Origin of the sequence: Blastococcus haudaquaticus, assembly GCF_900230285.1 — a bacterium.
Classification (GTDB): domain Bacteria; phylum Actinomycetota; class Actinomycetes; order Mycobacteriales; family Geodermatophilaceae; genus Blastococcus_B; species Blastococcus_B haudaquaticus.
Map to the genome: position 1 here is coordinate 872,790 of NZ_OCNK01000001.1, position 16,789 is coordinate 889,578.

The 16,789-nt window shown below is 73.7% G+C and carries 20 protein-coding genes; 13 read left to right on the plus strand and 7 right to left on the minus strand.

The window, feature by feature from the left end:
- Positions 1 to 20: 20 nt before the first annotated feature.
- The gene (locus CRP30_RS04295) at positions 21 to 1,700 is read left to right on the plus strand and encodes a sensor histidine kinase (RefSeq protein ID WP_099459146.1); all 1,680 of its coding nucleotides are present in this window, start codon (positions 21 to 23) and stop codon (positions 1,698 to 1,700) included.
- A 15-nt stretch (positions 1,701 to 1,715) separates the two neighbouring features.
- On the opposite strand, the gene CRP30_RS04300 is transcribed toward CRP30_RS04295, so the two are convergent.
- From CRP30_RS04300 to CRP30_RS04315, 4 genes are all read right to left on the minus strand, one after another.
- Positions 1,716 to 2,366, minus strand: a complete 651-nt coding sequence (locus CRP30_RS04300; protein WP_097183131.1) for a response regulator — start codon at positions 2,364 to 2,366, stop codon at positions 1,716 to 1,718.
- A 66-nt stretch (positions 2,367 to 2,432) separates the two neighbouring features.
- On the minus strand, positions 2,433 to 3,461 hold the full coding sequence (locus CRP30_RS04305) for a type III polyketide synthase (protein ID WP_097182658.1): 1,029 nt from the start codon (positions 3,459 to 3,461) through the stop codon (positions 2,433 to 2,435).
- Between the two features lie 60 nt (positions 3,462 to 3,521).
- Positions 3,522 to 4,262: a methyltransferase domain-containing protein gene (locus CRP30_RS04310; protein WP_097182659.1), complete on the minus strand. Its 741-nt coding sequence runs from the start codon at positions 4,260 to 4,262 to the stop codon at positions 3,522 to 3,524.
- Between the two features lie 20 nt (positions 4,263 to 4,282).
- Entirely contained in the window at positions 4,283 to 4,624 is a 342-nt protein-coding gene (locus CRP30_RS04315) for a DUF3140 domain-containing protein (RefSeq protein WP_097182660.1), read from the minus strand.
- Positions 4,625 to 4,725: 101 nt separating this feature from the next.
- Here CRP30_RS04315 and CRP30_RS04320 point away from each other — a divergent pair, with 101 nt between their 5' ends.
- Both CRP30_RS04320 and CRP30_RS22415 read left to right on the plus strand, forming a co-directional pair.
- A complete protein-coding gene (locus CRP30_RS04320; protein WP_097182661.1) occupies positions 4,726 to 5,649 on the plus strand; it encodes a ribokinase in 924 nt (307 codons plus the stop codon).
- Between the two features lie 67 nt (positions 5,650 to 5,716).
- The gene (locus CRP30_RS22415) at positions 5,717 to 5,875 is read left to right on the plus strand and encodes a hypothetical protein (RefSeq protein WP_159961516.1); all 159 of its coding nucleotides are present in this window, start codon (positions 5,717 to 5,719) and stop codon (positions 5,873 to 5,875) included.
- Here CRP30_RS22415 and CRP30_RS04325 read toward each other — a convergent pair.
- Both CRP30_RS04325 and CRP30_RS04330 read right to left on the minus strand, forming a co-directional pair.
- A complete protein-coding gene (locus tag CRP30_RS04325; RefSeq protein WP_235003160.1) occupies positions 5,869 to 7,026 on the minus strand; it encodes an acyl-CoA dehydrogenase family protein in 1,158 nt (385 codons plus the stop codon). The genes CRP30_RS22415 and CRP30_RS04325 overlap by 7 nt on opposite strands.
- Positions 7,023 to 7,832 carry a TIGR03084 family metal-binding protein gene (locus CRP30_RS04330; RefSeq protein ID WP_097182662.1) on the minus strand — a complete coding sequence of 270 codons (810 nt, stop codon included), beginning with the start codon at positions 7,830 to 7,832 and terminating at the stop codon, positions 7,023 to 7,025. The genes CRP30_RS04325 and CRP30_RS04330 overlap by 4 nt, the downstream gene beginning before the upstream one ends.
- Before the next feature lie 106 nt (positions 7,833 to 7,938).
- Here CRP30_RS04330 and CRP30_RS04335 point away from each other — a divergent pair, with 106 nt between their 5' ends.
- The 8 genes from CRP30_RS04335 to CRP30_RS22680 all read left to right on the plus strand — a co-directional run bounded on the left by CRP30_RS04335 (position 7,939) and on the right by CRP30_RS22680 (position 13,477).
- On the plus strand, positions 7,939 to 8,955 hold the full coding sequence (locus CRP30_RS04335; RefSeq protein ID WP_200814527.1) for a TIGR03617 family F420-dependent LLM class oxidoreductase: 1,017 nt from the start codon (positions 7,939 to 7,941) through the stop codon (positions 8,953 to 8,955).
- Positions 8,956 to 9,054: 99 nt separating this feature from the next.
- On the plus strand, positions 9,055 to 9,192 hold the full coding sequence (locus CRP30_RS22420) for a hypothetical protein (RefSeq protein ID WP_159961519.1): 138 nt from the start codon (positions 9,055 to 9,057) through the stop codon (positions 9,190 to 9,192).
- A 258-nt stretch (positions 9,193 to 9,450) separates the two neighbouring features.
- Positions 9,451 to 10,095 carry a TetR/AcrR family transcriptional regulator gene (locus tag CRP30_RS04340; protein ID WP_097182664.1) on the plus strand — a complete coding sequence of 215 codons (645 nt, stop codon included), beginning with the start codon at positions 9,451 to 9,453 and terminating at the stop codon, positions 10,093 to 10,095.
- A gap of 17 nt (positions 10,096 to 10,112) precedes the next feature.
- The gene (locus CRP30_RS04345) at positions 10,113 to 10,538 is read left to right on the plus strand and encodes a hypothetical protein (protein WP_097182665.1); all 426 of its coding nucleotides are present in this window, start codon (positions 10,113 to 10,115) and stop codon (positions 10,536 to 10,538) included.
- A gap of 48 nt (positions 10,539 to 10,586) precedes the next feature.
- Positions 10,587 to 10,745, plus strand: coding sequence for a hypothetical protein (locus CRP30_RS22675; protein ID WP_200814528.1), 159 nt, complete (start codon positions 10,587 to 10,589; stop codon positions 10,743 to 10,745).
- Between the two features lie 69 nt (positions 10,746 to 10,814).
- A complete protein-coding gene (locus CRP30_RS04350; RefSeq protein ID WP_235003161.1) occupies positions 10,815 to 11,189 on the plus strand; it encodes a LapA family protein in 375 nt (124 codons plus the stop codon).
- A gap of 133 nt (positions 11,190 to 11,322) precedes the next feature.
- On the plus strand, positions 11,323 to 13,167 hold the full coding sequence (locus tag CRP30_RS04355) for an acyl-CoA dehydrogenase (protein WP_097182667.1): 1,845 nt from the start codon (positions 11,323 to 11,325) through the stop codon (positions 13,165 to 13,167).
- 145 nt (positions 13,168 to 13,312) lie between these two features.
- Positions 13,313 to 13,477, plus strand: coding sequence for a hypothetical protein (locus tag CRP30_RS22680; protein WP_200814529.1), 165 nt, complete (start codon positions 13,313 to 13,315; stop codon positions 13,475 to 13,477).
- A gap of 62 nt (positions 13,478 to 13,539) precedes the next feature.
- Here CRP30_RS22680 and CRP30_RS04360 read toward each other — a convergent pair whose 3' ends face one another.
- Positions 13,540 to 14,907 (minus strand): MFS transporter, encoded by a 1,368-nt coding sequence (locus CRP30_RS04360; protein WP_097182668.1) that lies wholly within the window; start codon positions 14,905 to 14,907, stop codon positions 13,540 to 13,542.
- A 161-nt stretch (positions 14,908 to 15,068) separates the two neighbouring features.
- Between CRP30_RS04360 and CRP30_RS04365 the strand changes: the two genes are divergently transcribed.
- Together CRP30_RS04365 and CRP30_RS04370 are read left to right on the plus strand one after the other, a co-directional pair.
- On the plus strand, positions 15,069 to 15,824 hold the full coding sequence (locus CRP30_RS04365) for a 3-hydroxybutyrate dehydrogenase (RefSeq protein WP_097182669.1): 756 nt from the start codon (positions 15,069 to 15,071) through the stop codon (positions 15,822 to 15,824).
- 34 nt (positions 15,825 to 15,858) lie between these two features.
- A complete protein-coding gene (locus CRP30_RS04370) occupies positions 15,859 to 16,752 on the plus strand; it encodes a 3-methyladenine DNA glycosylase (RefSeq protein WP_235003162.1) in 894 nt (297 codons plus the stop codon).
- Positions 16,753 to 16,789 lie beyond the last annotated feature (37 nt).

Here is a 16,789-nt window from a genome sequence, read left to right on the forward strand (position 1 = left end):
AGGACTCCTACCGTCGGGCCGTGCCCCCGCCCGACACCCTGGAGACGTCTGCGGCGGCCTCTCCTCTGCCCCCCGGCGGCCGGGCCGTCCCGGTGCTCACCGCGGCGCTCCGGGCGGCCGCCTCGGGCAGCCAGCTGGAGGCGACCCTGCACGACATCGTGCAGGCGGCCGTCCAGCACGTCGACGCCGCCTACGGGGCCCTCGGCGTGCTGACGCCCGACGGTGGACGGCTGGACCGGTTCGTCATCGCCGGCATGGGCGACGACGAGCGCGATCTCATCGGCCGACCGCCGGCGGGACACGGCATCCTCGGGCTCCTGGTGGCCGAGCCGTCGGTCCTGCGGCTGGACGACCTGGGCGAGCACGCGGCCTCGGTGGGCTTCCCGCCGGGGCATCCACCCATGCGCTCCTTCCTCGGGGTGCCGGTCCGGGTCGGCGAGGTGGTGTTCGGGAACCTGTACCTGACCGAGAAGCGGGGCGGTGGCCCGTTCACCCCGGCCGACACCGAGGTGGTGCAGGCACTCGCCGCGGTCGCAGGCATGGCGATCGACAACGCCCGGCTCGCCGAGCGGGCCGAGAGCCGGCGCAGGTGGGGGCAGGCCGCCACCGAGATGGCGACCGCCCTGCTGTCCGGCGACGATCCCGACCACGTCCTGCGCGCCGTGTCCACCCGGGTCTCCGCCCTGGCGGACGCGGACATGGCCGGCGTCCTCGCCCCGGCGCCCGACGATCCCGGGGCGCTGACGATCGTCACCGCCGTCGGTCCCGCCGCCCACGACGTCGAAGGGGTCCGGATCCCGATGGCGGGCACCTTCCTGGCTCCCACCCACGACGTCGGGGTGGCGCGGTACATCGAGGACATCAGCGCGATGCCCCTGGTCGGCACCCGCGCCGCGGTCGTCGTCGAGCTGACCGCCGGCTACGGGCCCGCGATGCTGGTCCCCCTGGGCACCGGCGCCAACCGGGGGATGCTCGTGATCCTGCGCTCGACCGGCAGCCCGCCGTTCCACCCGGAGGACCTGGACCTGCTGCAGGCCTTCGCGGCCCAGGCCTCGGTGGTGCTCGAGCTCGCGCACGCCCAGCAGCGGGCCGGCCGCCTCCAGGTGCAGGCCGATCGCGACCGCATCGCGCGCGACCTGCACGACCACGTCGTCCAGCGGATCTTCGCCACGGCCCTGTCGCTGGACCGGCTGGGCAGGTCGCTGGAGGACCGGCACCCCGACATCGCGGCCGGTCTCTCCGCACGCGTGGACGAGCTGCACGGGACCATCGCGCGGATCCGCACCTCCATCTTCGAGCTGCACCAGGCCGAGGACGCGTCGGCCGAGGCACTCCGGCACCGCCTCGCCGAGGTGCTCCGGTCGGTGACCGACGGCCACGAGGTGCGCCCGGACCTGCGCATCCGCAGCGAGCGCGACGACCTCCCGCCCGACCTGGCGCTCGACGTGGTCGCCGTGGTCCGCGAACTCGTCACGAACGTCGTCCGGCACGCGCGGGCCCGCCGGGTGACCGTCACCGTCGAGTTCGCCGAGCGCGCCTGCGTCGTGGTGACCGACGACGGGCGCGGGCTTCCGCCGGTCCTGGTCCGCAGCGGCCTGGCGAACCTGACCGACCGGGCCGAGCGTCGCGGCGGGAGGCTGTCCACGACGTCGTCGTCGTCGGGCACCGAGATCAGCTGGACGGCACCGATCGCCAGGTGAGCCGGGCCTCGCCGGTCAGACGTGCCCGCGGTCCCGGAGCTCGGTGGCGAGGATGGCCGCCTGGGTGCGCCGCTCGAGGCCCAGCTTGGCCAGCACATGGCTGGTGTAGTTCTTGACCGTCTTCTCGGCCAGCCCCATGCGGGCGCCGATCTGCCGGTTGGTGAGCCCCTCACCGATGAGCCCCAGCACGGTGCGCTCCTGGTCGGTCAGCAGGGCCAGCCGGTCGCTGCCGGCGGGCGCCGGACCGCGGGGGCGGGACGAGGCGGGGACGTCGTCGAAGAGGGTCCCGCCGGCGGCGACGGTGCGCACGGCGGAGATCAGGGCCGGCCCGCGGACCTGCTTGAGGAGGAAGCCGGCCGCTCCGGCCTGCACAGCGGAGTCCAGGGCCTCCTGCTCGGCGAAACTGGTCAGCACCAGGCACCGGAGCCCCGGCACCCGCTCCTGGAGCCCCCGGCAGAGCTGGGCACCGTCGCCGTCCGGGAGGCGCATGTCCAGCACGACGACGTCGGGGCGGACGGCGGGCACGCGGGCCAGGGCCTCCGTGGCCGATCCCGCCTCACCCACCACCGTGATGCCGGGATCGTCCTCGAGCACCTCGGCGACACCGCGGCGCACCACCTCGTGGTCGTCGACCAGGAAGACGCGGACCGGCGGGACCTGCTGCACCGGCGACACCCCCACTCTCCGTCACGAGAGTCACAGAGCGTAAACCCGTGGCCGACCTGCGGAAAGTCAGACGGGCATGAGGAGGGCGGCGTAGAGGGTGAGCCCGGGACCGAAGGCCATCACGACCACCGGTCCGTCGACGTCGGCCATCTCCTCGAGGACGAGGAGCACGGTCGCCGACGAGCAGTTGCCGTGCTCGGCCAGCACCCGGCGGGAGGTGGCCATCTGCTCCTCGGCCAGTCCCAGCTCGTCGCGGACGACGTCCAGGATGCGCGGCCCACCCGGGTGGACCGCCCATCCCGCGACGTCCTCGATGCGGAGGCCCGCGCCGGTCAGCAGCTCCTCGACCACCCCGCCGACGTGCCGGGACAGCACGTCGGGGACCCGGGGGGACAGCCCCATGCGGAACCCGAGGTCGGTGACGTCCCAGGTCATGTGGTCGGCGGTGGACGCGTCGGTGCGCGCCACCATGCCGGCCACCCGGCGGCCGCGAGCCGCACCGGGTTCGAGGACGACGGCCGCCGCGGCATCGGAGAAGAGCGCGTGCGCGACCACCTGCTCGAGGTCCCGCTGGGCGGGCTGGACGTGCAGGCTGGTCAGCTCGCAGCACAGCAGGACGGCCGGCCGGGACCGCGCGGTGACGAAGTCGCTGACGGCGGCCAGCCCCGGGATCGCGGCGTAGCAGCCCATGTGGCCCACGAGCAGCCGCTGCAGCCCCAGGGGCATGCCGAGGTCGCTGGCCAGCCGGATGTCGAGCCCCGGGGTGGCGTAGCCGGTGCAGGTGGCGACGGCGAACAGGCCGACGTCGCCCGGTGCCAGCCCGGCGGCGTCCAGCGCGCCCGCCACGGCCTGCTTGCCCAGCGGCAGCGCCTCCTGGACGTAGCGCTCCATGCGGGCGCCGGTCCCCCACTGGCTGAGGTCCTCGTCCATCGGACTGGCCACCGCGTGCCGGCGGCGGACCCCCGCGCTCTGGAAGATGCGCCGGGCGGCACGCACGCCCTCGTAGTGCTTGGCGAAGTAGCCGTCCCAGACGGCGTCCTGCTCGAACGTCGCGGGGAGGGCCGAGCCCACCCCGGTCACGACCGCGCTGGTCACGGGGTTCCCGCGGTCGGCGTCATGACCCGAACATACGTCGCGCGCAACGCACCCGCCGCCTCATCGCTTGCGGCCGTACCCGGCGAACACCACCGCCGTGGAGCGGATCGGTTTCATCGTGACGGACGCACGGCGGCCCAGGGCCCACGGGATCGCCTCCCGCATCGACGGCCGCAGCCCCACGAGCTCCAGGTCCAGCCCCAGCCGGTCGGCGGTGGCCAGCAGGCGGTCCCGGTCGACGAACAGGGCCGGGTCGTGCAGCCCGCGCGGGGGGCCACCTGGCAGCCGCTCGAGCAGGTGGACGTTGACCAGCCGGGACAGCCGGCCGGAGGCGAGCGCATCCAGCACGAGGACGCCGCCGGGGCGGAGCAGCCGGGCGCACTCGGCGACGACGCCGTCGTGGTCCTCGACGTGCTCCAGGATCTCCCCCGCCAGGACGACGTCGGCGCAGCCGTCGGCGAGCGGGACCGCCAGGACCGAGCCACGCACCGGGGTCACGCCGTGCGCCCGCGCCAGCTCCAGTCCGCGGAGGCCGATGTCCACCCCGACGTGCCGGTAGCCGAGCCTCGCCACGTGCGGACCCATCAACCCGCCGCCGCAGGCGAGGTCGACCAGCACCGCCCCGGCCGCCGGGGCGGGCGGGACGTGCTCGGCGCGCGAGGCCGCGAGCCAGTGCAGGGCCGCGAACTCCCCGTCGTGCCGCCACCATTCGTCGGCCAGCTCGTCGTACTGCGCGGGATCGTTGCGCCGGATGGCGGGAAGGTTGCGCCGGATGGCGGGAAGGTTGCGCCGGATGGCCATCAGCCTGCGATCAGCCCCTGTCAGCTCGTCTTCAGCGGGTCGTGGCCCCAGTTCATCAGGGAGTACCGCCAGTTGGAGGTCTCCACGTCCTCCTTGGCCGGTTCCTGGGCCAGGTGCCGCTGCACGTAGCCGTGGACCTTGCGCATGTGCGCCAGGTCGTCGTCGGTCAGGTCGTCCTTCCTCGTCCTCAACAGCTCGACGATCCGGCGACCGGACTGGTGCCCGGTGGACTCGTCGGAGCCGCTCCTCTGCCCGACCGACTGCGACTCGTCGGTCTCCAGCCACTGCTCCAGCTCGCCGGCCGTCATGTTCACCGCTTCGGCGAAGTCGCGCCGGATGTCGTCCTGGTCGTCGTGGGGCACGGGTCCTCCTGGGTCGGGGTCGGGGACCGGTCCGTACCTTTCCCTACCGGGGCAGAAACCGCTGGTCCCCGCAGATCCACCGCACCCGCACCGGAGGCCCCGTGTCCGTCACCGTCGTCGGCAGCCTCAACGAGGACGTGCTGGTCGCCGTCGACCGCCTGCCCGGCCGCGGCGAGACGGTCATCGGCCGCTCCGCGGCCACCGCGCCCGGCGGCAAGGGCGCCAACCAGGCCGCGGCCGCGGGCGAGCTGGGCCCGGGCGTGCACATGGTCGGCCGCGTCGGCGAGGACCCGGCCGGCGACCGGCAGCTGGCGGCGCTCGCCGGGTCGCGGGTGAACGTCAGCCGGGTGCTCCGGACCCGCGGGGTCCCGACGGGCACGGCGACCATCCCGGTCGAGCAGGGCAGCGGCGAGAACCTCATCGTGGTCGTCCCCGGGGCCAACGGGGCACTGGTCCCGGCCGACGCCGACGTCGAGTCGGTGCGCCGGGCGACGGTGCTCCTCCTGCAGCTCGAGGTGCCGATGACGACGGTGACCGCGGCCGCCGCCGCCGCGCGGGGCACCGTCGTCCTCACCCCCGCTCCCCCGCAGCCACTGCCCGCCGAGCTGCTGGAACGCGTCGACGTCCTGGTGCCGAACGAGCACGAGCTGGCCCAGCTGGCCGGCGCCGGGCCGGGCGAGCGGTCCCCCGCCGAGCTGGTCGACCTGGCTCGCTCGGTGGCGTCGTGCGCGGTCGTCGTGACGCTCGGGGCGCGGGGTGCGCTCGTCGTCCCGAGCGACGGCGAGCCGCTCCTCCAGACGCCGCCCCCGGTCACGCCGGTGGACACCACCGGGGCAGGCGACTGCTTCTGCGGCGCGCTGGCCCAGGCGCTGGCGGCCGACCCCGACCTCCCGTCCGCCGTCCGGTTCGCGGTGACTGCCGCGGCGCTGTCGACCACCGGTCCCGGCGCCCGCGGTGCGCTGCCCGACGCCGGGGCCGTGGCCGCGCTCCTCCCACGGACGCCACCGGCGACCGGTCTCGCCTGACCTGGGGGTTGCTCCCGCGGCGACGCGGGCACAGGCCGGTCAGCCGACGGATCGAGGAGGACCCGCCATGACCGAAACCGGTCGCACGCCGCACACGTCCGAACGCGCCGAGGGCGACCCGCCCGGCGAAGACGCGACCGGCGGCCGCACGCCGCACCCGGAGGAGCCGGCGGAGGGCGAGGAGGCCGGTCAGGGCGAGGGCGCCGACACCCCCACCGGTCAGTAGGAGCGCGGCAGCCGCAGGTCGTGCTGGGCGACGAAGCTCAGGATCATCTCCCGGCTGACCGGCGCGATCCGGCTGACCCGCGACATCGTCAGCAGGGCGGCCACGCCGTACTCCTGGGAGAGCCCGTTGCCGCCATGGGTCTGGATCGCCTGGTCGACGGCGTGCACGGCGGCCTCGGCCGCGGCGTACTTCGCGCTGTTGGCGGCGGTGCCGGCGTCCTGGCCGGCGTCGATCAGCCAGGCGGCCTTCTGCGTCATGAGCCGGGCGCACTCGATCTCGATCCGGCAGGCGGCCAGCGGGTGGGCGAGGCCCTGGTGCGCACCGATCGGTGTGCCCCACACCTGCCGGGTGCGGGCGTAGTCGGTGGCCTTGGCCATGGCCAGGCGGGCGACCCCCAGCGAGTACGCGGCGGCCATCACCCGCTCGGGGTTCAGGCCGGCGAACAGTTGCGCGATGCCCTGGTCGGGGTGCCCGACCAGCGCGTCGGCGGGCAGCCGGACGTCGTCGAGGAAGACCTGGAACTGCCGTTCGGGGCTCACGATCTCCATGGGGATCGGGTGCGCGGCCAGCCCCGGGGCGTCGGTGGGGACGACGAAGAGCGCCGGCCGGAGGGTGCCGCGCGGGCCGTCGGCGAGCCGGCCGACGACGAGCAGCGCGTCGGCCTGGTCCACGCCGCTGATCCAGACCTTCTGGCCACTGAGCACCCACTCGTCGCCGTCCCGGCGGGCCGCCGTGGTGATCTCGTGCGAGTTCGACCCGGCGTCGGGCTCGGTGATGGCGAAGCCCATGGTGCTCGAGCCGTCGGCCAGGCCGGGCAGCCAGCGCTGCTTCTGCTCGTCGGTGCCGAAGCGCCCGATGACGGTGCCGCAGATGGCCGGCGAGACCACCATCATCAGCAGCGGGCAACCGGCGGCGCCGAGTTCCTCGAGGACGATCGAGAGCTCGACCATCCCGCCACCGCCACCGCCGTACTCCTCGGGCAGGTTGACGCCCAGGAAGCCGGCCTTGCCCGCCTCCGCCCACAGCGCGTCGGTACGGCCGCCGGAGCGGGCCTGCTCGAGGAAGTAGGGCTGCCCGTACCGCGAACCGAGGTCGGCCACCGCCGCCCGCAGGGCGCGCAGTTCGTCGCCCTCGTCGAAGTGCAGGGTCACGGGGTCTCCTCCTGAGCGGGCGGGCGGTCCGCACCGGGCGGACCGGCGAAGGCCTGGGCGAGGTCGAGCCACCGGTCGGCGTCCGGTCCGGTGACGGTGAGGTGGAGGTCGGCGCGGTGTCGTCGCCGGGTGACCCGCAGGCAGAAGTCGAGCGCGGGCCCGGTGACCCGTTGCGCCGCGTCCTCCGGCCCGAAGGTCCACACCGCACCATCGGGGGCGGTGAGTTCCACCCGGAACGGCTCGGCGGGAGCGGGCAGCCCGTGCTGGGCGAACGCGAAGTCCCGGGTGCGGACACCGAGGTGCGCCACCGCGCGCAGCCGCAGTGAGACCGACGGCGGCAGCCGCAGGGCGTCGGTGACGTCGAGGCCGTGCGCCCACGTCTCCATCAACCGGGCCGTGGCCAGCGAGGCGGCCCCCATGGGCGGCCCGAACCACGGCACCGTCGCGCCGTCGGGCAGCGCCGCCAGCTCGCGGGCGAGTGCCGCCCGACCCGTGCGCCAGCGCGCCAGGAGGGGAGCCGGCTCCCCGGCGGCACCGGCAGCGGCGGCGGCGTCCACCGCACCGGCGAGGTCGGGCCCGGAGGCGGCCACCGCCGCGGTGAAGGCGGTCGGGTCGGTGACCGCGAGCAACGCCTGCTCGTCGGTCCAGGCGAGGTGGGCGATCTGCATGGCCACGGTCCAGCCGGCCGCGGGTGTGGGGGCGAGCCAGGCGATGTCCTCGAGCTGCGTGACGACCGTGTCGAGCTGCGCGCTCTCGGCCGCCAGGTCGTCGAGCAGCGCCGCGAGCAGGCGGGCGCGGTCGGACATCCCACCTCCGTCCGGACCCCGCTCCGGTGCCGGATCCGGCGCCGACCGTACGGGCGGCCTGCTCCTCCTGGCCAGCGGGCCGCCGGGTCGGGCAGGCTCGGGCACCGTGCTCCTCGACGCCGCGCTGCTGACCTCCGGGATCGACGACGTCCCGGCCACCGCCCGCGACCTGGAGGCCCGCGGCTACGCAGGGGTGTGGGCGTCGGAGGTCGACCACGACCCGTTCCTGCCGCTGCTGTCGGCCGGGCAGGCGACCGAGCGGCTCCAGGTGGGCACCGCGATCGCGGTGGCCTTCGCCCGGTCGCCGATGACGCTCGCCACGACCGCCTACGACCTCCAGCGCTACACCCGCGGGCGGTTCGTGCTGGGGCTGGGCACCCAGATCAAGGCGCACGTGGAGCGCCGGTTCTCGATGCCGTGGAGCCCACCGGTGGCGCGCATGCGCGAGTACGTGGCGGCCCTGCGCGCCATCTGGACGGCCTGGCAGGACGGCACGCCGCTGCGGTTCCAGGGCGAGCACTACCGGCACACGCTGATGACGCCGATGTTCGCGCCGGACCCGCACCCGTGGGGGCCGCCGCCGGTGTACCTGGCCGCCGTGGGCCCGGCCATGACCCGCCTGGTGGGCGAGGTCGCGGACGGCCTCCTCGTGCACGGCTTCACCACCGAGCGCTACCTCCGGGAACGGACGATGCCGGCGCTCGCCGAGGGGCTGGCCGCCGCGGGGCGGACGCGGGACCAGGTCACGGTCACCCTGCCGGGGCTGGTCGTCTCCGGCCGCACCGGGGCCGAGGTCGCCGAGGCGGTGAGCGCCGTCAAGGCCACCATCGCGTTCTACGGCAGCACCCCCGCCTACCGCCCGGTCCTCGAGCTGCACGGCTGGGCGGGGCTGGCCGACGAGCTGCACGCCCTGTCGGTGAGCCGGCGCGAGGAGAAGTGGACGGCGATGCGCGACCTGGTGGACGACGAGGTGCTGGCCGCCTTCGCCGTCGTCGCGGATCCGGACGACGTCGCCGCGGAGGTGCGCCGTCGGTTCGACGGACTCGTCGACCGGTTCAGCGTCTACGCCTCCTACCCGGCGCCGCTCGCGCTGTGGGACCCGCTGGTGGCGTCCTTCCGCTGAGTTCCCGCAGCGTCGGGTGACGCAGATCTCAGCCCCTCGGGGGTACATCACGTTCACCTGCCGTTTCCCTCACCGCTGCGCGGGGGCACGCTGGAGCACATGGACGACACGCAGCGCGATGTACGGGTTTCCGACGACTCCACCGAGGTGCAGACCGAGGAGAGCCGCAGCCCCGAGCCGGCGGCCGTGACCGTCGCCCGCATGCTGGCCAACCCTCGCCGCATCCGCCGCAACTGACGGCCCCGTCCCGAGGCTCGCACCGAGCTCGCGAGGTGGGAGGAGGACCGGGTCCTCTCGGTGTCCCCCACCACTCGCAGGCTCGTGGCGGGCCCTGCAGGAGGGCCGTTCCAGCAGCCCGCCGGTGACGGAGAGTCGCCACAATGGCCCCATGCCTCTCCGGTGTCCCGCATAACTCGCGCGCCTCTGGTCACCCAGAGCTACATCCGTCGGCGTGCCGCGAACTGATCCGTCACGTGAAGGTGCACGATCCGTGACGTGACCGCCGCCCCGCTCCTCGCCGCCGACGACACCTACGCCGCAGACCTGGGCGCCGGGTCGCCGGTCCGCCGCAGCCGCGCCGAGCGGCAGGCGATCGTCCTGGACACCGCGGAGCGGCTCTTCGCCGGCCGCAGCTCGCGCAGCGTCGGCATGGACGAGCTGGTCCGCGAGACGGGCCTGGGCAAGATGACGGTCTACCGGCTCTTCAAGAGCAAGGACGACCTCGTCGGGGCCTACCTCTCCCGCAAGGCCGCGACGGTGCTGGCCTTCATCGACGCCGAGCTGGTCCGGCTCGAGGGCGACCCCCGCGCGGCCCTGCTGTCGGTCGTCGACGCCGTCGAGCGGGACGTCACCCGCACCGGCTTCCGCGGCTGCCCGTTCAACAACGTCAGCAGCGAGTACGACGATCCGCAGCACCCCGCCCGCAGCGCGGCGGCCGACTACAAGTTCGAGCTGTACGGCCGGCTGGAGCGCCTGGCCGATCAGGTGGCCCCCGGCAAGGGCGAGGACCTCGCCGCCCAGCTGCACCTGATCATCGACGGCATGTACCTCTCCGGCGGCCTGCTCGGGCCCGACGGCCCCGCGTCGCACGGTCGCCGGCTCGCCGAGCGCCTGATCGTCATCGCGCAGGGCACCGTCTGACCCAGGACGATGGACGGGTGACGACCGACCGCACCCGGCCCGATCTCGACGATCCGACCGTCGAGGGTCTGGGCAAGCTCTCCGAGGCGCTGGAGACGGTCGAGCAGGCCCGCGGGCTCCTGTACGGCTTCCACCAGCTGACCGGCAAGGCCGACCTGCTGCTCCAGGACGCCGTCGACCTGCTCCGCGAGGCCGGGCACGCCGCCCTGGCCGACGACCTCGACAGGGACCTCGTCGGCCGCAACGTCATCGCCGACCGGTGGACGTTCCAGATCGTCGAGGACTACGACGCGCACTACTGGACGACGTTCCGCGACCTCGACGCCCGGGCCCGCGACGAGCTGGCCGGCGGGGACCGGCACGTGCTCGAGGCGCGGATGAAGCAGCGCGAGCGGACCGCCGGCCATCCCCGCCACGAGGCCGGTCCCGCGCTGGCCGACTGAGGAAGGACCCCGCTGTTTCGGTCACCTCGCGGCGGGCACCTGCCGGACATGACGATGCCCGAGGAGAACGACCGCGACGTGCAGCCTCTCGGCAGCGAGGTCGCACCCCCCGGGGACGACGAGTCGCAGGGCGGCGAGCCGGGACCGGCCAGTGGCGTCGCGGGCCCGAGCTTCCCGCCCGCGGACACCGAGCCGGACGCCGACTGAGACCGGATCGACGCAGGTCTGGCGCTCCCATGGACTGCGCTGCCCCGCGCTGAGCAGGACACTCGACGCGTGAGCACTCCTGAACCGCGCCCCGCGAGCATCCCCGGCACCGACCCGACCCTCGGCTCCCCGGGCGGCGACCGCCCGAGTCCTCCGCCGATGAGCGCCACCGGCCCGGACGGTCCGGCACCGAGCACCAAGCCGAGCCGGCACACCGGCCGGACGATCGGGCGCACCGTGGCGATCGCGCTGCTGCTGTTCGTGACCGTCGTCCTGGTGCTGTTCGTCGTCTTCAACACCCAGACCGTCGACATCAGCCTGGTCTTCACCGACGTGCGTGCGCCGCTGGTGGTCGCCCTGCTGATCGCCGCGGCCCTGGGCGGGGCGATCGTCGGGCTGCTCGACGCGGTCATGACCGTGCGAGGGCGACGCCGCAACCGCTGACCCCGATGGGGGAGACCCGTGCCTCCCGCGTGTCGGAGGACCCGGGTCTTGCCGTTGCTACCGGTGAGTAATAACGTTTGTTACTGGCGAGTAGGTAATCGCCGGCCACCGCAGCAGCACGGGAGTCAGCTCGATGACGCACTACACCGCCAACCTCCGGGACCTGGAGTTCAACCTCTTCGAGTTCCTGGACACCAAGGACCGGTTCGGCACCGGGCCGTTCGAGCAGATGGACGCGGACACCGCCCGCGGTGTGCTGGCCGAGGTCCGCAAGCTGGCCGAGGGCCCCGTCGCCGCGTCCTTCGTCGACGCCGACCGGAACCCGCCGGTGTTCGACCCGGCCACCCACTCCGTGTCGCTGCCGGAGTCGTTCAAGAAGTCGGTGAAGGCCGTCGAGGACGGCGAGTGGTACCGCCTCGACCTGCCCGAGCACCTCGGTGGTTTCGGCGCCCCCCACGTGCTCACCTGGGCCGCCTTCGAGATGATCCTCGGCGCCAACCCTGCCGTGTTCATGTACGGCTCGGGTGCCGCGTTCGCCGCGATCCTGGACGAGCTGGGCACGCCGGACCAGAAGCGCCTGGCCGAGCTCATGCTCGAGCACAAGTGGGGCGCCACGATGGTCCTCACCGAGCCCGACGCGGGCTCCGACGTCGGCGCCGGCACCACCAAGGCCGTGCAGCAGGCCGACGGCACCTGGCACATCACCGGCGTGAAGCGGTTCATCACCTCTGCCGAGCACGACCTCAGCGACAACATCATCCACCTGGTCCTGGCCCGTCCCGAAGGCGCGAAGGCCGGCACCAAGGGGCTGTCGCTGTTCGTCGTCCCCAAGTTCCACGTCGACCTCGCCACCGGCGAGCTGGGTGAGCGCAACGGCGCCTACGTGACCAACGTCGAGAAGAAGATGGGCCTCAAGGTCTCCACCACCTGCGAGGTGACCTTCGGCGACGGCCCGGTGCCGGCCCAGGGCTGGCTCGTGGGCGAGGTGCACGACGGCATCGCGCAGATGTTCAAGGTCATCGAGCACGCCCGCATGTTCGTCGGCGCCAAGGCGATCGCGACGCTGTCGGCCGGCTACCAGGTGGCGCTGGACTACGCGAAGACGCGCGTCCAGGGTGCCGACCTGACCGCGACGTCGAAGGACGCCCCGCGGGTGACCATCACCCACCACCCGGACGTCCGCCGCTCGTTGATGCTGCAGAAGTCCTATGCCGAGGGCATGCGCGCGCTGTACCTCTACGCGGCGAGCTTCCGCGACCAGATCACCGAGGCCGAGGCCGCGGGCGAGGAGGGCAGCGAGAAGGCGAAGCTGGCCGGGCGGGTCAACGACCTGCTGCTGCCGATCGTCAAGGGCTTCGGCTCCGAGCGGGCCACCCAGCTGCTCACCGCCGAATCGCTGCAGACGCTGGGCGGCTCCGGCTACCTGCAGGACTACCCGATCGAGCAGTACATCCGCGACTCCAAGATCGACACCCTCTACGAGGGCACCACGGCCATCCAGGGACAGGACTTCTTCTTCCGGAAGATCGTCAAGGACGGCGGCGTCGCCCTGACCTGGCTGGCCGAGCAGATCCAGGCCACGGTCGACGGCGAGGTGGGCAACGGCCGGCTCAAGGAGGAGCGCGCACTGCTCGGTGCCGCGCTGTCCGACGTGCAGGGGATGCTGGCCGCGATGTTCGGTCACCTCACCGCGGCGCAGGAGGACATGACCTCGCTGTACAAGGTCGCGCAGAGCAGCAGCCGGCTGCTGCTCGCCGCCGGCGATCTGGTCACCGGCTGGTTGCTCGTCCGCCAGTCGGAGGTCGCGCTCGCCGCGCTCTCCGGCGCGGTCAGCGAGAAGGACCGGCACTTCTACGAGGGCAAGCTGGCCGCCACGCGGTTCTTCGCCACCCAGGTGCTGCCCCGCCTGTCGTCGGAGCGGGTCATCGTCGAGAACACCGACAACGCGCTGATGGAGGTCGACGAGGCCGCCTTCTGAAGAAGGACCCCCTGCCCCCACCGCTCGCACGCTCGCGGCGGGACCCTGCAGCGGGGCCGTTCCATCACGCTTGGGCCGTCGTCCCTCCCGGGGGACGGCGGCCGTTCGCGTTCGGGCGGTCCGACGGCGGGGCATGAGGAGCCACATGAGCGAGTCAGACACCGGCTACCGCGAGTCCCCCGACACCACCGACGGACCGGTCGCCGAGGACCAGACCGGGGACGCGCCCCAGGGCGACGCCACCCTGACCACCGACGAGGAGGCCCAGGGCGACGACGGCGTCGTCCGCCCGGGCAACGCACCGGACTGAGGCGCGACCCCTCCAGTGCCCCGCCCTGCACGCTGGGGCGGGGCTCCGGAGGGGTCTTTCCGTCAGACCCGCTCGGCCGCTCGCCCCTCCGTCTTCGGCACGACCGCGTGGTCGGCGGCCAGGTCCCGCTTGCCGGTCTCGCCGTAGGAGAAGACCGCGACCACGGTGATGACAGCGCAGGCGACGAGGTACAGCGAGACCGCGGTGGTGTTGGGCTCCTCGAAGCTGCCCAGCAGCGCGAGCGCGATCAGCGGTGCCGGGGCGCCGGCGACCAGGGAGGCCAGCTGGGAGCCGATGCCGACGCCCGTGTACCGGGACTTCGTGCCGAACAGCTCGGCGAAGAAGGCCGCCTGCGGGCCGTACATCGCCCCGTGGAACAGCAGCCCGACGGTGATGGCGAGGACGCTCATCCAGAAGCTGTCGGCGTCCAGGAGGGCGAACAGGGCGAACGCCCAGGCGCCGATGCCGACCGCACCGAACAGGTAGACGGGCCTGCGCCCGATCCGGTCGGACAGGGCGCCCCACAGCGGGATGGTCACCAGGTGCACCGCCGACGCGACCACCAGGGCGTTGAGCGTGAACGAGGACTCCGCGCCCTGGGAGTTGATCAGGTAGGACAGGCTGAACGCGGTCAGCAGGTAGAACGAGACGTTCTCCGCGATCCGCGCCCCCATGGCGACGAGCACCTCGCGCTTGTAGTGCCCGAGCACGGTGAGGATCGGCGCCTTCTCCGCCACGCCCGTCTCGGCCGCCTTCTCCGCCGCGACGCGCTGCGCCTCCAGGAAGACCGGCGACTCGCTGACGGCGAGCCGCACGAAGAGCCCGACGAGGATCAGCACGGCCGACAGCAGGAACGGGATCCGCCAGCCCCAGCTCTCGAAGGCGGCGTCGGACTGGAAGGCGGCCAGCAGGGCGAGCACGCCGGTGGCGAGCAGGTTGCCGGCCGGGGCACCGGCCTGCGGCCACGACGACCAGAAGCCGCGGTTCTCCGGCTTCCCGTGCTCGGAGACGAGCAGGACGGCGCCGCCCCACTCACCGCCGAGGGCGAAGCCCTGGATGAGACGCAGGGTGACCAGCAGGATCGGCGCGAGGACGCCGACGGTGCCGAACGTCGGCAGCAGGCCGATGGCGAAGGTCGCGCCGCCCATCATGAGCAGTGAGATCACCAGGAGCTTCTTGCGGCCGATCCGGTCGCCGAAGTGGCCGAAGACCAGGGCGCCGATGGGCCGGGCCGCGAAGCCGACGGCGTAGGTCCCGAAGGAGAGCAGGGTGCCGGCGAACTCCGACTGGTCGGGGAAGAACAGCGCCGGGAATACCAGGGCGGCCGCCGAGCCGTAGAGGAAGAAGTCGTACCACTCGACGGTGGTGCCGATGACGCTCGCGCCGACGACCTTTCCGAAGCCGGCTCGGGGCTGCGCGGGTGCGGACATGAAGACTCCTCGCCGAGGTGGTGCCCGTCCAGGACGATGCCGGGACCGCGGAGACCCCGCGGCCTGGGCCCCCGCTACCCCGATGTGACGCAGGTCATGTCGCGGATCCGGAGCTGTCTCCCGGGCACCGCGGAGGGGGCCCGGGCCCTACGGTTGCGCGCATGGCGGTCAACGGTCCCCTGAGCGGGCGACGCGCACTCATCACCGGCGGCGGGTCGGGCATCGGGCGGGCGTGCGCGACCCGCCTGGCCGAGGCCGGGGCCGACATCGTGGTCGTCGACCGGGACGCCGAGGCCGCGGAGAGCGTCGCCGCCCAGGTCGGCGGCACCGCCGTGGCCGTCGACCTGTCCGATCTCGACGCTGTCGACGCGCTCGACCTCGCCGTCGACGTCCTGGTGAACAACGCGGGCCTGCAGCACGTGGCGCCCCTGCACGAGTTCCCCGTGGACCGGTTCTCCTACATCCTGCGGCTGATGCTCGAGGCGCCGTTCCGGCTGGCCCGGGGGGCGCTCCCGCACATGTACGAGCGCGGGTGGGGCCGGGTCGTCAACATCAGCTCCGTCCACGGCCTGCGCGCGTCGGCATACAAGTCCGCCTACGTGACGGCGAAGCACGGCCTGGAAGGGCTGTCCAAGGTCATCGCCCTCGAGGGCGCCGAGCACGGCGTCACGTCCAACTGCGTGAACCCCGCCTACGTCCGGACGCCTCTCGTCGAGGGGCAGATCGCCGACCAGGCCAAGGCCCACGGCCTGTCGGAGGACCAGGTCGTCGAGCAGGTCATGCTCGCCCCCGCCGCGCTCAAGCGACTGATCGAGCCCGCCGAGGTCGCCGACGCGGTGGCCTGGCTGTGCTCACCGGCCGCGCAGTCGGTCACCGGCACCTCGCTGGTGATGGACGGCGGCTGGAGCGCCCACTAGGGGAGCATCCGACCGCTGCTCCTAGCCTGGAGGCGTGCACCCCACCGTCGACGCCACCGTCGACCCCACCGCCGACACCGCCGTGCTGTCGCACGAGGAGTGGGCCGGTCGCACCGCGGCCCACGAGGCGCGGGTCGACCGGTGGGCGGTCCCGCACCGGGAGCGCCGGCAGCGCGGGGAGCCCCACCCCGTCCTGGACTTCCTGTTCAGCTACTACTCCGAGTCTCCCGGGCGGCTGCGTCGCTGGCACCCCGGCCCCGGCCTCGCGCTGGCCGCTCCGGCGCCGCACGCGGAGTGGCGCTGGTACACGGCGGACGGCACCACCGTGCGCCTGGACGTCGCCGCCTTCCTCGCCGACCGTGGCGACACCGTCCGGTTCGTCCGCCGACTGCTCGCCGCCACCGCGTCCCGGCCCGCGTTCAGCGGCTGTCTCGGCCTGCACGAGTGGGCGATGGTCTACCGCGGCACCGGGACCCGGCATCCGATTCCGCTCCGCCTCGGGCAGCAGGGCACCGACGACGTCGTCGAGGCGCACCCCATCCGGTGCAGCCACTTCGACGCCTTCCGCTTCTTCACCGGGCCCGCGGTCGGTCGCAACCGTCTGCAGCCCACGCGGGAGACCCAGGTGGAGCTGGAGCAGCCGGGCTGCCTCCACGCGGGCATGGATCTCTACAAGTGGGCCTACAAGCTCAGCCCCGCGACGCCGGGGCACCTGCTCGCCGACTGCTTCGAGCTCGCCGTGGACATCCGGGTGCTCGACATGCGGGCCTCTCCGTACGACCTGCGCGAGCACGGGTACGCGCCGGTCGCGATCGAGACGCCGGAGGGGAAGGCGGAGTACGTGGCGGCGCAGCGGGGGTTCGCCGAGCGGGGCGCCGTCCTGCGCGCCCGCCTGCTCGAGCTCTGCGCCGACCTGATCGACGGCTGACCGCGCGTCAGCCGAAGGCGATCGGCGGGACGTTCCC